The 15625-nt window shown below is 65.9% G+C and carries 15 protein-coding genes; 6 read left to right on the forward strand and 9 right to left on the reverse strand.

Annotation, left to right across the window (positions count from 1 at the left end; translation table 11 throughout):
- Positions 1-198 precede the first annotated feature (198 nt).
- Complete coding sequence (locus U8330_RS09485) at positions 199-1446, forward strand: multidrug effflux MFS transporter (RefSeq protein ID WP_323104990.1); 1248 nt, start codon at positions 199-201, stop codon at positions 1444-1446.
- Positions 1447-1515: 69 nt separating this feature from the next.
- Complete coding sequence (locus U8330_RS09490; RefSeq protein WP_323104992.1) at positions 1516-2784, forward strand: multidrug effflux MFS transporter; 1269 nt, start codon at positions 1516-1518, stop codon at positions 2782-2784.
- An 83-nt stretch (positions 2785-2867) separates the two neighbouring features.
- Here the strand turns inward: U8330_RS09490 and U8330_RS09495 are convergent, their stop codons facing one another.
- From U8330_RS09495 to rpsD, 4 genes are all read right to left on the reverse strand, one after another.
- Positions 2868-3695, reverse strand: coding sequence for an inositol monophosphatase family protein (locus tag U8330_RS09495; protein ID WP_323104993.1), 828 nt, complete (start codon positions 3693-3695; stop codon positions 2868-2870).
- Positions 3692-4537 carry a tRNA 2-thiocytidine(32) synthetase TtcA gene (ttcA, locus tag U8330_RS09500; RefSeq protein WP_323107243.1) on the reverse strand — a complete coding sequence of 282 codons (846 nt, stop codon included), beginning with the start codon at positions 4535-4537 and terminating at the stop codon, positions 3692-3694. Before ttcA ends, U8330_RS09495 begins: the two co-directional genes overlap by 4 nt.
- Before the next feature lie 178 nt (positions 4538-4715).
- Positions 4716-5666 (reverse strand): glutaminase, encoded by a 951-nt coding sequence (locus tag U8330_RS09505; RefSeq protein WP_323104994.1) that lies wholly within the window; start codon positions 5664-5666, stop codon positions 4716-4718.
- Positions 5667-5780: 114 nt separating this feature from the next.
- Positions 5781-6398, reverse strand: coding sequence for a 30S ribosomal protein S4 (gene rpsD, locus U8330_RS09510; protein ID WP_323104995.1), 618 nt, complete (start codon positions 6396-6398; stop codon positions 5781-5783).
- 267 nt (positions 6399-6665) lie between these two features.
- Here rpsD and U8330_RS09515 point away from each other — a divergent pair, with 267 nt between their 5' ends.
- Both U8330_RS09515 and U8330_RS09520 read left to right on the forward strand, forming a co-directional pair.
- A complete protein-coding gene (locus U8330_RS09515) occupies positions 6666-6893 on the forward strand; it encodes a CopG family transcriptional regulator (protein ID WP_323104997.1) in 228 nt (75 codons plus the stop codon).
- Positions 6890-7324 (forward strand): TA system VapC family ribonuclease toxin, encoded by a 435-nt coding sequence (locus tag U8330_RS09520; RefSeq protein WP_323104999.1) that lies wholly within the window; start codon positions 6890-6892, stop codon positions 7322-7324. The genes U8330_RS09515 and U8330_RS09520 overlap by 4 nt, the downstream gene beginning before the upstream one ends.
- Here U8330_RS09520 and U8330_RS09525 read toward each other — a convergent pair whose 3' ends face one another.
- From U8330_RS09525 to U8330_RS09545, 5 genes are all read right to left on the reverse strand, one after another.
- The gene (locus tag U8330_RS09525) at positions 7325-8836 is read right to left on the reverse strand and encodes an ATP-binding protein (protein WP_323105001.1); all 1512 of its coding nucleotides are present in this window, start codon (positions 8834-8836) and stop codon (positions 7325-7327) included. It abuts the gene before it with no gap.
- 72 nt (positions 8837-8908) lie between these two features.
- The gene (gene murI / locus U8330_RS09530) at positions 8909-9751 is read right to left on the reverse strand and encodes a glutamate racemase (protein WP_323105002.1); all 843 of its coding nucleotides are present in this window, start codon (positions 9749-9751) and stop codon (positions 8909-8911) included.
- Positions 9741-10610, reverse strand: a complete 870-nt coding sequence (locus U8330_RS09535) for an RNA methyltransferase (protein ID WP_323105003.1) — start codon at positions 10608-10610, stop codon at positions 9741-9743. The genes murI and U8330_RS09535 overlap by 11 nt, the downstream gene beginning before the upstream one ends.
- 78 nt (positions 10611-10688) lie before the next feature.
- The gene (locus U8330_RS09540) at positions 10689-11204 is read right to left on the reverse strand and encodes a hypothetical protein (protein WP_323105004.1); all 516 of its coding nucleotides are present in this window, start codon (positions 11202-11204) and stop codon (positions 10689-10691) included.
- The gene (locus U8330_RS09545) at positions 11201-13222 is read right to left on the reverse strand and encodes an FUSC family protein (RefSeq protein ID WP_323105005.1); all 2022 of its coding nucleotides are present in this window, start codon (positions 13220-13222) and stop codon (positions 11201-11203) included. Before U8330_RS09545 ends, U8330_RS09540 begins: the two co-directional genes overlap by 4 nt.
- Positions 13223-13401: 179 nt before the next feature.
- On the opposite strand from U8330_RS09545, the gene U8330_RS09550 reads away from it, so the two are divergent.
- Positions 13402-14616 carry an NADP-dependent isocitrate dehydrogenase gene (locus U8330_RS09550; protein WP_323105006.1) on the forward strand — a complete coding sequence of 405 codons (1215 nt, stop codon included), beginning with the start codon at positions 13402-13404 and terminating at the stop codon, positions 14614-14616.
- Positions 14617-14757: 141 nt separating this feature from the next.
- Positions 14758-15387 (forward strand): glutathione S-transferase family protein, encoded by a 630-nt coding sequence (locus U8330_RS09555; protein ID WP_323105007.1) that lies wholly within the window; start codon positions 14758-14760, stop codon positions 15385-15387.
- Positions 15388-15625: the final 238 nt, after the last annotated feature.

Below are 15625 nucleotides of genomic sequence, written 5' to 3' on the forward strand. Positions count from 1 at the left end.
GGCGCGTGTGCGCAACCGGAAGGACTTGTCGCGCGCAAACCCTTTCAACTGATTGACGACAGAGGAGCCGCGTGCGCGCCTCCTCCCCTTGGCCGATTCCGACCAATTGGATGTTCAGACCATTTCTGCGCCGGGTTCTCTGCAGCCCGAGCCGCAGTCCGGCGCGTTGCCTCGCGGCCGGGCAGAGGATTGAGACCGATGACCACCACGACCACCGAACCCGCCTTGTCGATGCCGCTCAGCCGCAACCAGTTCGTGGCGCTGATGGCCATGCTGATGGCGATCAACGCGCTGTCGATCGACATCATGCTGCCGGGCCTGCAGGAGATCGGCGCCAGCCTGGGCGTGACCGATGAAAACAGCCGTCAGCTGGTCATCACCTCCTATCTGATCGGCATGGGCAGCGCCCAGCTTTTCTTCGGCCCCCTCTCGGATCGATTCGGCCGCAAGCTGCCGCTCTTGGCCGGGCTGGCGCTCTACGCGCTCTGTGCGCTGGCTATCGTCTTCGTGCCCACCTTCGGCATGCTGCTGGCGCTGCGCTTTGCGCAGGGGCTCGGCGCGGCGGCAACGCGCGTCATCAGCGTCTCGATCGTGCGCGACGTCTATGGCGGGCGCCTGATGGCCGAGGTCATGTCGCTGGTGATGATGGTCTTCATGATCATTCCCGTCATCGCGCCCAGCATCGGCCAGCTGATCATGCTGTTTGCCGAGTGGCACATGATCTTCGTCGTCATCTGCCTCTTCGCGCTCGTCACCTTCACGCTGGTAGCCATCAACCTGCCGGAGACGCTGGCGGAAAAGAACCGCCGGCCTTTCACCATCGCCAATATCGGCCGTTCCTTCGCCATCGTGCTCGGCAACCGCACGGCGCTTTGCTATTCGCTGGCCGCCTCCTTCCTGTTCGGCGGCCTGTTCGGCTTCATCAACTCGGCGCAGCAGATCATGGTCGGGGTCTTCGGGCTCGGGCACTATTTCCCGCTGGTCTTCGCCTGCTTTGCCGGCCTGATGGCGGCGGCCTCCTTCACCAATTCCAAGCTTGTGCAGCGCTACGGCATGCACCGGCTTTCCCATATCGCGCTGGTTGCCTTCATCAGCTTCAGCGCGCTCTGGGCGCTTTTTTCCGCGGCCGGCCACCTGCCCTTCTGGCTGTTCGCCATTCTCTATTCCGGCGCCATGTTCCAGTTCGGCCTGATCGGTGCGAATTTCAACGCCATGGCCATGGAGCCGCTCGGCCATGTGGCCGGCACCGCCTCCTCCGTCATCGGCTTCATGCAGACGATCATCGGCGCCACGATCGGCGCGCTGATCGGCCAGGCCTTCGACGGATCGGTGACGCCGCTCGCCTTCGGCTTCCTCGGCGTGTCGATCATCGGCCTGTTCTTCGTGCTGCTGGCCGAGCGCGGGCGGCTGTTCACCACCGATCATCACCCGAAGCCCGGGCACTGAACCGGGACCTAATCCACTCTCCGCGCGGCGCAGCCTCCCCGATGCCGCATAGTTGCAAGCGACCGTTCCATGACCCGTCCGTCCCCCACCACCGGATCCGCCCGCATCGGGCTCGGCTTCCGCGAATTCGTCATCACCATCGCGCTCATGACCGCCAGCATTGCGCTCGCGATCGACAGCATGCTGCCGGCCCTGCCTGCCATTGCCGGCGCGCTCGGCGTGCCGAACCCCAATGATGCGCAGCTGGTGATCTCGGTCTATTTCCTCGGCTTCGGCCTGGCGCAGCTCATCTTCGGCAGCCTCGCCGATGCCTTCGGCCGCCGGCCGATCCTGCTGCTCGGCCTCGCCATCTTCGTCCTCACCAGCCTCGGCGCCGCCTGGACCGAAAGCTTCGGCGCCTTGCTCGTCTTTCGCTTCGCGCAGGGCATCGGCGGCGCGGCAATCCGCATCACCACGACCGCGATTACCCGCGACTGCTTCGGCGGCCGCGAAATGGCGCGGGTCATGTCCTACATCATGATCGTCTTCATGCTGGTGCCGATCCTCGCGCCCTCCTTCGGCCAGGCCGTGCTCCTCTATGGCGGCTGGCACTGGATCTTCCTGCTGCTCGGCCTCGTCGGCGCCGTCCTCCTCGTCTGGGCGGGCATGCGCATGCGCGAATCGCTCCCCGTCACCGAGCGCCTGCCGTTGTCGGTGGCAGCGATCACCGGCGGCTTTCGCACGGTGCTGACCAACCGCATCACCTGCGGCTACATGATCGGGCTTACCGTCTTTACCGCCGTCATCTGCACCTTTGTCGTCACGGTGCAGCAGATCTTCGGCACGGTCTACGGGCTCGGCGACTGGCTGCCGATCGCCTTTGCCGGCACCGCATCGGGCATTGCCGTCGCCAATTTCGCCAATGGCTATTTCGTCCGCCGCTTCGGCATGCGCCGGATCTCGCATGCCTGCATGCTCGCCTTCACCGCGCTTTCCGTCATCGCCTTCGGCATGGCATTGGCCGGCACGCCGCCCTTCCTTTTCACCTATCTGATGATCAGCCTGATCCTGATGTTCTTTGCGGCCATCGCCACCAATTTCACCGCGATCTGCCTGGAGCCCATGGGCCACATCGCCGGCACGGCCACCGCCGTGACCGGCTTCGTGTCCACCACCGGCGGCGCCATTCTCGGCGGCCTCATCGGCCAGATGTTCGACGGCACGGTGCGCCCGCTCTTCGGCGGCTTCGCCCTCTTCGGCCTCATCTCCATCCTCGCCATCCTCTGGGCCGAACGCGGCCACCTCTTCACCCACCCTGGCGACGAGCCGGCGTTGGAGCCGGGCATGGGCGGGCATTGAAGCTCACGCAAGAACGCAGACGAAAAAAGGCGCCTGCCGGCCGGCGGGCGCCTTTCTTTCAGCGAGCGACGGGCGCGCCAGCGTCAGCGCGTAAAGACCTCCGACCGCAGCATGTCCCAGGCGGATTCGTCGGAGGTGACGAGGAGGCCTCCGTCGGTATGGGTGGGGCGGTAGGGCGTTCCGTCGAAGCGGCGGACGGTGGCGCCCGCCTCCTCTGCGATCAGGCAGCCGGCGAGGTGGTCCCAGGGCATCAGCTTCTGATACATGAGGAAGTGGAAGTGGCCGCTCGCGAAGGCGCGGTATTCGTGGGCCGCGCAGCGATAGCTGGTGGCGATGCGGACCTTGGCCATGTTCCCCATGATCTCGCGGCGGGCCTCCGGCGGATAGAAGCCGGTCGAGGCGCAGCCGACCAGCGCATCGAGTGCGGCCGGTGCGGGCGTGACGGTCATCTGCTCCTGCGTGCCGTCCGCCCGGCAGAACCAGGCGCCCGAGCCCTTCTCGGCGATCACCCAATCATTGCCCATCGGGTCGTAGATGATGCCGGCCACCGTCTCGCCGCCGGCCACGACGCTTGCCATGACGCCGAAGAGCGGCAGGCCGCTCGCATAGTTGAAGGTCCCGTCGATCGGGTCGACGATGACGGCCAGATCGGCGCCGGAAAGGCGTTCGAGCAGGGCCGGGTCGGCCGCCACGGATTCCTCGCCGATGAACAGGGCGCCCGGCAGGATGTCGGGCATGCGCGCCTTCATCAGGCGCTCGGCCGACTCGTCGGCTTCCGTGACCAGATCGATCGCCTCCGACTTCATGCGCACATCGCCGCCACCCAAATTGCGGAAGCGCGGCAGGATCTCGACCGCCGCCGCCTCCTGCATCAGATTGGCGAGCGCGGCGATATCGAGAGTGAAGGTCATGGACGGGGCTCCGTGGACAGCGAGGCGAAATCGAAAAGGGCGGGGTCGAGCAGATGCGACGGATTGGCGTGGCCGAGCGCGCGCAGGATCCGGTCCTTGCGGCCCGGCATGCGGCGCTCGAGATCGGCAAGCATGGCCTTCATCGCATTCCGCTCCAGCCCGTCCTGCGAGCCGCAGAGATCGCAGGGGATGATGGGAAACTGCATGGCGCTCGCAAAGCGGGCGATCTCCTCTTCCGCCGCATAGGCGAGCGGGCGCAGCACCATCAGGTCGCCCTCGTCGTTCAGGAGCTTGGGCGGCATGGCCGCCAGGCGGCCGCCATGAAAGAGGTTCATGAAGAAGGTCTCGAGGATATCCTCGCGGTGATGACCGAGCACGAGCGCATCGCACCCTTCTTCGCGCGCGATCCGGTAGAGATTGCCGCGCCGCAGACGCGAGCAGAGCGCGCAATAGGTCGTGCCCTCCGGCACCTTGTCCTTCACGATCGAATGGGTGTCGCGGTACTCGATCCGATGCCGGACGCCGATGCTCGTCAGATAGTCGGGCAGGACATGCTTCGGGAAGTTCGGCTGGCCCTGGTCGAGATTGCAGGCAATCAGCTCCACCGGCAGCAGGCCGCGCCACTGCAGGTCGAGCAGGAGCGCCAGCAGGCTGTAGCTGTCCTTGCCGCCGGACAGGCCGACAAGCCAGCGCCGCTGACCCTTCAACATGGCGAAGTCCTCCATCGCCTGCCGCACCTGACGCAACAGCCGCTTGCGCAGCTTCTGGAAGGAGACGGAGGACGGCATGGCGCGGAAGATCGACGGTGCATCGATCGCGGCGCCATCGGCATCGGCGCGCATCAACGCGTCGTCGGCGTCCAGGACTTCGAGGTCTGCGAGCGTATCGAGGGTCATGGCGGGGCTTTCCGGCTTTGGCAAAAGGCGCGGCAACAGGATCGGCCCTGCCTTGCCCGCCGGGGCGGTCAAGATCAAGACCTAATCGCCCTCACGCCGAAAAAGCCGGAAAGGCGCCGAAGACTCACGGTCCGAAGACCGACCAGCCGGTGCGCTGGGCGATCATTTCCAGAGCGACGGAGCCCAGCAGCGAGTTGCCGTTCTGATTGAGCCCCGGCGACCAGACGGCGAGCGCTGCCCGGCCCGGCGCCACGGCCATGATGCCGCCGCCGACGCCGCTCTTGCCCGGCAGGCCGACATGATAGGCAAAATCGCCCGATCCGTCGTAATGACCGCAGGTCAGCATCAGCGCATTGATGCGCCGCGCCCGCTCGCGCGAGACCACGGTGCGCCCGGTCAGCGCCTGCTTGCCGCCATTGGCGAGAAACAGCCCGGCCTTGGCGAGCTGCACGCAGCTCATGGCGATGGCGCAATGGTGAAAGTAGACGCCCAGCACATTATCGACCGGGCTCGAGAGCTTGTCGAAGGCGCGCATGAAATTGGCAAGAGCGGCATTGCGGAAGCCGGTCGCGGCTTCGGAGCGCGCCACCGCCGGATCGATCGAAATGTCGTCGTCATCGGCGAGATAGCGCAGGAATCGCAGGATTTCGCCGATGACCTCGCGCGGGGAATGGCCGGCGCAGATGAGATCGCTGACCGTGATGGCGCCGGCATTGATGAAAGGGTTGCGCGGCTTGCCGCCCTCATGCTCCAGCTGCACGATCGAGTTGAAGGCGGAGCCCGAAGGCTCGCGGCCGACCCGGTTCCACAGTGTCTCGCCATGCTTGCCGAGCGCCAGCGTTAGGGTGAAAACCTTGGAGATGCTCTGGATTGAAAAGGGCAGCTCGGCATCGCCGGCGGTGTAGACCGCGCCGTCGACCGTGACGATCGCCATGCCGAAATGCTGCGGGTTGATCCGCGCGAGCTGCGGAATGTAGTCGGCAACCTTGCCTTCGCCGCGCCGCGGCTCCAGCGCCGCGTAGACCTCGTCGAGGATCGCCTGCAGGTCCGGGGTCCTCTGCTCCGTCTCGATCATCCTGTCCGCCCTCAATCCTCAAACATGGGCCGCGTGCGGTGCAGCGGACCGAAACGAAAAAAGCCGCCCAAGATGAGCGGCTTTTCCAAGATTGTGCAAGCCGGAAGGCCTGGATCAACGCGAATAGAATTCGACGACCAGGTTCGGTTCCATGATGACCGGATAGGGCACATCGCTGAGAGCCGGAACGCGGGCGAAGGTGGCGACCATCTTGTTGTGATCGACTTCGATATAGTCCGGAACGTCACGCTCTGCGAGACCAACGGCTTCCAGGACGATCGTCAGCTGCTTGGACTTCTCGCGCACTTCGATCACGTCGCCGACCTTGCAGCGATAGGAACCGATGTTGACGCGGACGCCATTGACCGTGACGTGGCCATGGTTGACGAACTGGCGGGCTGCCCAGACGGTCGGAACGAACTTGGCGCGGTAGACGATCGCGTCGAGACGCGATTCGAGCAGGCCGATCAGGTTCTCCGAGGTGTCGCCCTTGCGGCGGTTGGCTTCGTCGTAGATCGCGCGGAACTGCTTCTCGCGGATATCGCCGTAATAGCCCTTCAGCTTCTGCTTGGCGCGCAGCTGCACGCCGAAGTCGGAGAGCTTGGACTTGCGGCGCTGGCCGTGCTGGCCGGGGCCGTATTCGCGACGGTTGACCGGGGACTTCGGACGACCCCAGATGTTTTCGCCCATACGGCGATCGATTTTATACTTGGACGACGCGCGCTTGCTCATCGTATTTCCTTTCAACGGACAACACCGGCCTGTTGCCAGACCGGATCAAGGAAACACGCCCTCCTCTGAACCGGATTTTGCCGGATCTGACAGGCACCTCGCATTACGCAAATGCAGGCGCCACGGGACATGTCAACGAAAACACCGGGCATTGCGGCCCGGCGTTGGCGCGGTGTTTAGGGGCTGGTCATGGATTTGTCAACATGGGGAGGCGTTGAGCGATCAGCGCAGACGCAGTATGTTTGGGACAGAGCGCGGAGATCGGATATGAACCTGGTGATTACCATCAACGAAGACACCGCAACCCTGTTGAAGTCACGTGCGGACCTGCAGTCGAGCTCGCTGGAGACCTTCGTCTCGGAACTCCTGGAGCGGGAAGCTCTTGCCGCGAGAAGCTTCGAAACGCGGAACGGCGTTCCGCTGCTGCCGCCTCGCGGGGACGGCACGACGATCACGCTCGACCTCGTCAACGCGCTGCGTGACGACGCGGAATGATCCGCCTGCTGGACGTCAATGTCCTTGTCTCGCTGATCGACCCGGACCATGTCCATCACGAACCGGCTCACCGTTGGTTCGCGCAGCAGGAGAATCAGGACTGGGCCACCTGCCCCATTACCGAGAATGGCTTGGTCCGGGTCGTGTCCGGCGTAAAATATCCCCAGCGGATCGGAGTATCCGAAGCGGTCACGCGTTTACAAAACATGATCTTTGCAAGCGGCCGGCACGCATTCTGGACCGAGTCGATCAGTCTTCTCGACACGAGCCTTTTCCGCGTACCGCTCCTGACCTCCGGTCTGCAAATCACTGACGCCTATCTTCTCGCCCTCGCCGTCCACAATCGCGGCATGCTCGCGACGTTCGATCGCCGGATTTCGCCAGAGAGCGTTGTCGGCGGGGAGGCTGCCCTCTACCTCATCCCGACCTGATCACTCCGCCGCGCTGCGCGTTTCGCTGTCCATGGCCGCGTTGGGATCGCCGGGGAGCGTCTCCGCGGCGAGGTCAGGGAAGGCGACGATGCGGCGGCCGCTGGCGTCGGCGTGAACGACCACCAGTCCCTGTTCCTCGAAATAGCCGAGCAGGCGGCGGGCGCGGCGGGCGGAATGGGTGCCGTAGGCCCGGGCGATCATGGCATCGGACGGACAAGCCTCCCCCGCGAGCGCAGCCCGCGCCACGAGGAGGAACACGCCCTGCAAGTCCTCGCTCACGCGTCTGGAAAGATCGAGCGCCTGTGCCCAGCCGTCCGTCGCCGCCAGATCGGCATCGACGCCGGACCGGGCGATTGCCATGCGGCGGCGGAAGGCGGCAAGCGTCGGCGCAGCGCCCGGCAGGCGGCGGATGCGGCAGCGAACGAGGAAATCCTGGAAGAGCTCGGCATCGGCCCGGAAGGCGGCACCCGGCTGATCGAGAATATCGGCGAGGATCGCGTCGATCAGCGCCTCGCGCTCTTCGGGCGCCATCTCCGGCTGGGAGATCCGCGGCTCGGCCGCCATCACCGGCTCCGGCCGCGGTCGGGCGAGTTCGGCGAGGATGTCGGTCGAGGGGCGTGGCTGGGCACTGACGCGGCGCGGCAACGGCCGGATCAGTTCGTCCGGATCGGGTGTGAAGATCAGGTCTTCGACATCGGCCATGGCTTCGGGCAGCGGCGTCAGCTTGGGGCTGGTCGAGCGGGCCGAGGTCTCCACCGTGCCGATCGTCACCGGCAGCGGGCGGCGCGACAGAGCCGGACCGAGCGCCACGAAGGAGCCGCGCTTCAGATCGCGGAACATTTCGGCCGTGCGCCGGTCCATGCCCAGAAGGTCGGCCGCGCGCGCCATGTCGATATCGAGGAAGGTGCGGCCCATCAGGAAGTTCGAGGCTTCGGCCGCGACGTTCTTGGCGAGCTTGGCGAGGCGCTGCGTGGCGATCACGCCGGCAAGCCCGCGCTTTCGGCCACGGCACATCAGATTGGTCATGGCGCCGAGCGAAAGCTTGCGCGCCTCCTCCGAAACATCGCCGCTGACGGAGGGCGCGAAGAGCTGCGCCTCGTCGACGACGACCAGGATCGGGTACCAATATTCGCGGTCGGCATCGAAGAGCGCGTTCAGGAAGATGCCGGCGGTGCGCATCTGCTGCTCGATATCGAGCCCTTCGAGCGAGAGGACACAGGAAACGCGGTGCTGGCGAATGCGCGAGGCGATGCCGAGCAGCTCCGCTTCCGATCGCTCGCCATCGACCACCACATGGCCGAACTTGTCCGCCAGCGTGACGAAATCGCCCTCCGGATCGATGACGCATTGCTGCACCCAGGGGGCGGACTGTTCGAGCAGGCGGCGCAGCAGGTGGGATTTTCCCGAGCCGGAATTGCCCTGCACCAGAAGACGCGTGGCAAGCAGTTCCTCGATATCGAGCGGCACCGGCTTACCGTCGGACGCCGCACCCATGTCGATGCCGACCTTCATGCATCCCTCGTCTGTCTCGATGGCCCCGCGCCGCGCTGCGGGCCGGAAAGCGACTGTCCTATCATGAAACGCTCACGCCACCGAGCTTGGCGCAGCGTAACCCACAGGAGAGTTGCCGGCCGGCACGCTGAGGCCGAAGCCCTGCATCAGGCGACGGGTCGGAAAATCGGGCGCGCCGGAGGTGAAGATCGCCGGGTCGATGCCGGCCGGCGGCAGAAGGCTCTCCGTCGGCGCCACGAGACGCCGTGCCTGCCGGGCGATCGCTTCCGCCGGATCCAGCCAGTCGACCGGCCAGGGGGCCAGGCGGCGGAAGAGATTGGCCATGAAAGGGTAATGCGTGCAGGCAAGCACGACGATATCCGTACGCCGCCCCTCCTCCTCGACGAAGCAGGGCGCGATTTCGGCGCGCACCGCCTCGTCGGCGATTGCCTCGCCGCGGATATAGGCCTCCGCCATGCGCGCCAGGCTCGGTGCACCGACAAGATGGACATGGCATTGCGCGGCGAAGGACTGGATCAGCTCATGCGTATAGGCCCGGCGCACGGTGCCGGGGGTGGCCAGAACCGAGACGAGGCCCGAACGCGTGCGCTCCGCCGCCGGCTTGATGGCCGGCACAGTGCCGACGAAGCGCATCTGCGGATAGGCGGCCCGCAATGCCGCGCCCGCCAGCGTGAAGGCCGTGTTGCAGGCGATGACGCAGATCTCCGGATCGTGTTCGGCGATCAATCCCGCGAAAAGCGTGACGATGCGCGCCTGCAGCGCCGCCTCGTCGGTCCAGCCGCCATAGGGAAAGCCGGCATCGTCGGCGACATAGATGAAGTGCCGCTCAGGAATCAGCACCCGTGCCTCGCGCAGCACGGTCAGTCCGCCAATGCCGCTGTCGAAGATCAGGACCGGCTTCGGCTCAGTCCGCATCGCTGCCTGCCTCGTCGGCTTCCACCATTGCCGCTGCCCTGGCCGGGTTTGGCTTGCCGTTGCGGCCATCCGCCGGCGCGCCCGCGCCGCGCGGCGTTTCGCGGGTGAAGCGATCGAGCGAGGAGATGACGCCGCGAATGACCCGAATTTCGCTGCCGGTGAAGCCCGGCCGGGTCAGCACCGCGCGCAGGTTCTCCACCAGCTTCTGTCGCTTGGCGAGCGGGCGGAAATAGCCGCGGGCATCCAGCGCATCCTCAACATGGTCGAAGAGGCCCTGCAGGTCCTCCTTGGTCGCCGGCTGCTGCGGCAGGGCCTGAAAGGCCGTCTCTTCGACGCTCTCCATCCCGGTCTTCAGCCATTCATAGGACATCAGCAGCACGGCTTGGGCAAGGTTGAGCGACGCAAAGGCGGGGTTGACCGGGAAGGTGACGATCTCGTCGGCCAGCGCAATCTCCTCGTTCGTCAGCCCCGTGCGTTCGCGGCCGAAGAGGATGCCGGTTGCCTCACCGGCGCGGAAGCGGGTGCGCAGCGTTTCGGCCGCCACGACGGGCGAGCGCACCGGCTTGTAGCCGTAGCGGTCCCGCGCCGTCGTCGCATAGACGAAGTTCAGGTCGGCAATGGCCGCTTCGGTCGAGTCATAAAGCTTCGCGCCCTCGATGACATGGTCGGCGCGGCTGGCCGCAGCCTGGGCCTTCTCGCTCGGCCACCCGTCCCGCGGATTGACGAGACGCAGCTCGGCCAGGCCGAAATTGGCCATGGCGCGCGCCACCATGCCGATGTTTTCCCCGAGCTGGGGATGGACAAGAATGATCGCCGGTCCTTCTTTGAGGAGCGGGCGCTCGCTGTTGGTGCCTGCCATGTCGTGAGCCTCAAGCCCTTGCTGTCCGGAAAGGCGCTTCCCTTGCACAAATCGCCGGCCGAGGAAAGCGCGGGGTCACTAATGGGCGCTCTGGCGCGCGATCCCATCTAGCTCCGACTTGACCGATCCGCCCTGCCCTGCCCGGACGATATCGTCGATCACCGGCCTGCCGCCTTCTTCGATCACCATGAAGTGCAGTTCCGTGCGCCCCGGCTCGGCGACGCCGTCGAAGCAGGAGGTGTTGTCGAAGCTGACATCGACATCCGTCAGCCCGTCGGCCTGCGGCTTCGGCACGATCTGCACATCCTTCAACGCGCAGCTGTCCTGCCCGTTGACGATCACATCGTAATCGAACGGCGAATCGCCCTCCTCGAAGGCCGGAAACTTGGCGGCGGCGCGGTAGGTCCGGGCGAAGGCCTGGCTGTAGATGCGGTCGAGCCGCTCGCCGTCGAAATAGTCCTTGGGCTCCCCGCTCGGATTTTCCGACCAGCCGTTTTCCGCCTCGGCCATGATTTCGCGCACCGGCGCGGTCGCATCGGCCGCGACGGCGGCCGTGGTAGAGGACAGGAGAAGAAGAAGGAAAAGACGGGTCACGGCTTGGGGTCCTTGGGCTCGGTTTCTGCCTCTTGCGGGGGGTCGTCGGGGTCAAGACGGGCGAGAGCGCGGGTCATTCGATCCAATCCCAGCAGCGGCGACCGCTCCGATAGGGCGAAATGGCGGCGCTTGCGCGGCGGCGCACCATGGCTCTGCGAAAAAATTGCGCTGCCTTTTGCCTCGATGGCCGCGAGCGCCGCCAGACAGTCGCCCGCAAGCGGCGCCAGTGATGCCGTTTCGCCTTTCGCGCCCTCACCAAGCGCACCGGCAAAGACGCGCGACCAGTAGCTGGCCGACATCAGGATCGCGAGCGTCTGTCGCACCGTCCCCGGCCGCGTGACGACGCGCCAGCTGGCCCCGAGCGGGGCGGCAGTTCGTGCGAGATCGACCATCGCCCGCTCGACGGCCTGCGACCGCAGGACGAGAGGGAAGCCGCGCTCCCCGGCCCCGGCCGATTCGATGAGGCTGCGCACCGCGCCGGTCCAGGTGAACAGCGCCCGATCGACCAGCGGTGCCGTTCGGGTGGGGAAGACGAGAAAGGCCGTGAGAAGCCCGGCCAGCGACCCGACCACCGTTTCCTCAAGCCGCAGCAAAAGGACTTCGACAGTCAGCGCGCCGATGAGGCTATAGACCAGCGCAACGACGACCGAAACGAAGAAGGCCATGGCCGCATAGGAGACCGGCAAGAGATAAAAGGCGAAGAAGACGCCCGCCGCGGCGAGCACCAGGACGGGAACCGGATGGCCGCCAAGGAGGGTCGCCAGACCCAGGCCGACGCCGATACCGAGCACGGTGCCGACCGAACGCTGCAGGGCTTTCAGCGCCGTGTCGCCGCGCGACCGCGTGTTGGTGAAGACGAGGAACGCCGACAGGACTGCCCAGAACCAGCGTTCGCGCGAGACGAGCTGGCCGAGCGCCATGGCGAGCGCCGCGGCAATGGTGATCTGCAGCGCCGTGCGCAGGGTCGGATCGGACCATCGAAGCTGCGGGCGCTGCCCGGTCGCAGCGTCGGCCGCCGCAACGGTCGGCTGGGAAGGGACAGAGATTGCCTCGACGACGACCTCCTTCAATCGCCGGCGCGCCTGGTCCAGCGCCGCCACTCCAGCGATGGTTTCCTGAAGGAGCGGATCGGCACCCTCCTGCAAGCGCAGGGCGGTCAAGGACAGGCGCTGCGCATCGCCCAGCCGAAGTGCTGCCATCAAAGCCGGCGGCGGCGGCGCCTGGCGCGCAAGAACGATGGCGCTTTCGGCGGCCACATGCAGGTCGAACAGCGCGATGGTCACCGCTTCGGCAATCCCGCGCTCGGTTTTGGCCTCCGAACCGGTCGGCAGAAAGCTCGCTGCCATCAGCACCGCTTCGCGCAGCCGGGTGATCACCCGTTCGGACCGCCGTCGGCCGGCCGGGGTGAAGCGATCCGCCCGCCGCATGGTGTCGAGATGATCGAAAAGGGTCGAAAGCCGGGCTTCGATGGCAGCTGAGGCGCGCAGCAGGTCCCGGCGCGGATCGTCCGGCAGCACGAGCACGCGCATGACATGGCCGATACCGGCTGCGGTGAAGGCGCCCAGCGCCATGGCGGGCAGGCTCGTCAAAGGCGGCTGCAGATAAGCGCCGATGAAATAGGCCATGAAGCCGAACATGCCGATCGCATGCCCCCGCACCCCATAGCCGCGCAGAGCGACCGCGAGAAAGGTGACGAGGAGAAAGACGGCATCGCTGAGCAGCCGGTTCGTCTCCAGCAGGGCCGCGAGCGCGGTGACGAGAAGGGCGGTAAGCGCGCCGAGAAGCCGCGTCACCAGCTGGTCGCGCGCCCGCGCATCCTTGACCGAGATGCCGCTCTGGATCGACAGCAGCAAGGCAAGGCCAAAGGCCGCCTTCGGCAGCGGCGCCAGGAGTGACGCAAGAAGAAGCAGCCCGGTGCTCAAGATCACGGTGAGCATCACCCGCAGCCCCTGCCGAAGCCGCGACAGCGCCGGATCGTTCGCCCGGATCCAGTCGATGAGGGAGAGCAGGCTCGTCATGCGGTTCCGTTCCTGCGAAGCGCTGGCGGCGCATCCGGGCTGATGGAGGCTCGCACGGCGGGCATGTCAAGTTTTGCCCGGGCCGGCTTTGCCTTGCGGCGCCCTGATGCTATAGCGCGAAACACCATCCGTTCCACCACGGGGCGCCCGCCCCTCATCCAGCTACGAGGCATGGTTTCATGAGCAAGATCAAGGTCGCCAATCCGGTCGTCGAACTCGACGGCGACGAGATGACCCGCATCATCTGGCAGTTCATCAAGGAAAAGCTGATTCATCCCTACCTGGATATCGACCTTGAATATTACGATCTCGGCATGGAAAACCGCGATGCCACCGACGATCAGGTGACGATCGACGCAGCCAATGCCATCAAGAAGCATGGCGTCGGCGTCAAGTGCGCCACGATCACGCCGGACGAAGCGCGCGTGAAGGAATTCAGCCTGAAGAAGATGTGGAAGTCGCCGAACGGCACGATCCGCAACATTCTGGGTGGCGTCATCTTCCGCGAGCCGATCATCTGCTCCAACGTGCCGCGCCTCGTTCCCGGCTGGACCAAGCCGATCATCGTCGGCCGCCACGCCTTCGGCGACCAGTATCGCGCCACCGATTTCAAGTTCCCCGGCAAGGGCAAGCTGACGATGAAGTTCGTCGGCGAGGATGGCACGACCATCGAGCATGAGGTTTACGACGCGCCGGCTGCCGGCGTTGCCATGGGCATGTACAATCTGGACGAATCGATCACCGAGTTCGCCCGCGCCTCGCTGAACTACGGCCTGCAGCGCAACGTTCCTGTCTATCTCTCGACCAAGAACACGATCCTCAAAGTCTATGACGGCCGCTTCAAGGACATCTTCCAGCATGTCTACGACACGGAATTCGCCGAAAAGTTCAAGGAAGCCAAGCTCTGGTACGAGCACCGCCTGATCGACGACATGGTCGCCTCGGCGCTCAAGTGGTCCGGCGGCTATGTCTGGGCCTGCAAGAACTATGACGGCGACGTCCAGTCCGATATCGTCGCCCAGGGCTTCGGCTCGCTCGGCCTGATGACCTCGGTCCTCATGACGCCGGATGGCAAGACCGTCGAAGCCGAAGCTGCACACGGCACGGTGACGCGTCACTATCGCCAGCACCAGAAGGGCGAGGAAACCTCGACCAACTCCATCGCCTCGATCTTCGCCTGGACCCGTGGCCTCGCCCACCGCGCCAAGCTCGACGACAATGCCGAGCTCGCCCGCTTCGCCGACACGCTGGAGCGCGTCTGCGTCGAGACGGTGGAAGCCGGCTTCATGACCAAGGACCTGGCGCTGCTGATCGGCCCTGACCAACCCTGGCTCTCGACCACCGGCTTCCTCGACAAGATCGACGAGAACCTGCGCGCCGCCATGGCCGCCTGATCGTTCCAGACAGCCTGACATGAAAACCCGGTCGCGCTCGCGGCCGGGTTTTTTCGTTCCTGCCCATCGCGCGGCAGGAAGCACCGGGTTGCCTTCGCGGCGCCGACGGCTAGTCTCGTCCGCGGATCAGGGAGGACGACCATGACCGAGACGCTGACGCTATACACCAACCCCATGTCGCGCGGCCGTATCGCCCGCTGGATGCTGGAGGAGACCGGCATTCCCTACCGACGCGAACTGCTGACCTATGGCGGCAGCATGAAGTCGCCGGCCTATCTGGCGATCAACCCGATGGGCAAGGTGCCGGCGATCGTTCATGAGGGCCGGGTCGTGACCGAATGCGCGGCGATCTGCGCCTATCTGGCCGATGCCTTTCCCGAGACCGGGCTGGCGCCGACGCCATCCGAGCGGGCGGCCTATTACCGCTGGATGTTCTTCGCCGCCGGCCCGCTCGAATCGGCCGTGGTGAACCGCACGTTGAAGGTCGAGATCGCGCCCGAGCAGCAGCGCATGGTCGGCTATGGCAGTTACGGCCATGCGCTGGATGCGCTGGAAACAGCCCTGTCCGCCAGTGCCTATATCGCCGGCGACCGCTTCACGGCGGCCGATGTCTATGTCGGCAGCGCGGTCAGTTGGGGGCTGGCCTTCAAGACGATCGAAGACCGCCCGGCCTTCGCCGCCTACGCCGCCCGCCTCGCAACCCGCCCCGCGGCCCTCCGCGCGAAAGACTTGGACGACGCCGACGCCGCCACCCTCCACTCCACCCCCTGACCTCTCCCGCCATCCTCGGGCCCATGACAAGGAGCCATTGCCGGGCTCCTCCACCCGAACGGCGCGGCGGCCCGGGGCGCCCATCTCCAGCGTGTTGCGGCGTGGACGGATGCTTAGGCCAGGCCCGAGCATGACGAGGCGGGGGGATCGGCCATCCTCCAATCGACCCGCCATTCACTACAGGAGGCGACCCCACCCCTCGCCGTCATCCTCGGGCTCGTCCCGAGGATCTGCTGCC

The organism is Rhizobium sp. CC-YZS058 (assembly GCF_034720595.1).
GTDB lineage: Bacteria > Pseudomonadota > Alphaproteobacteria > Rhizobiales > Rhizobiaceae > Ferranicluibacter.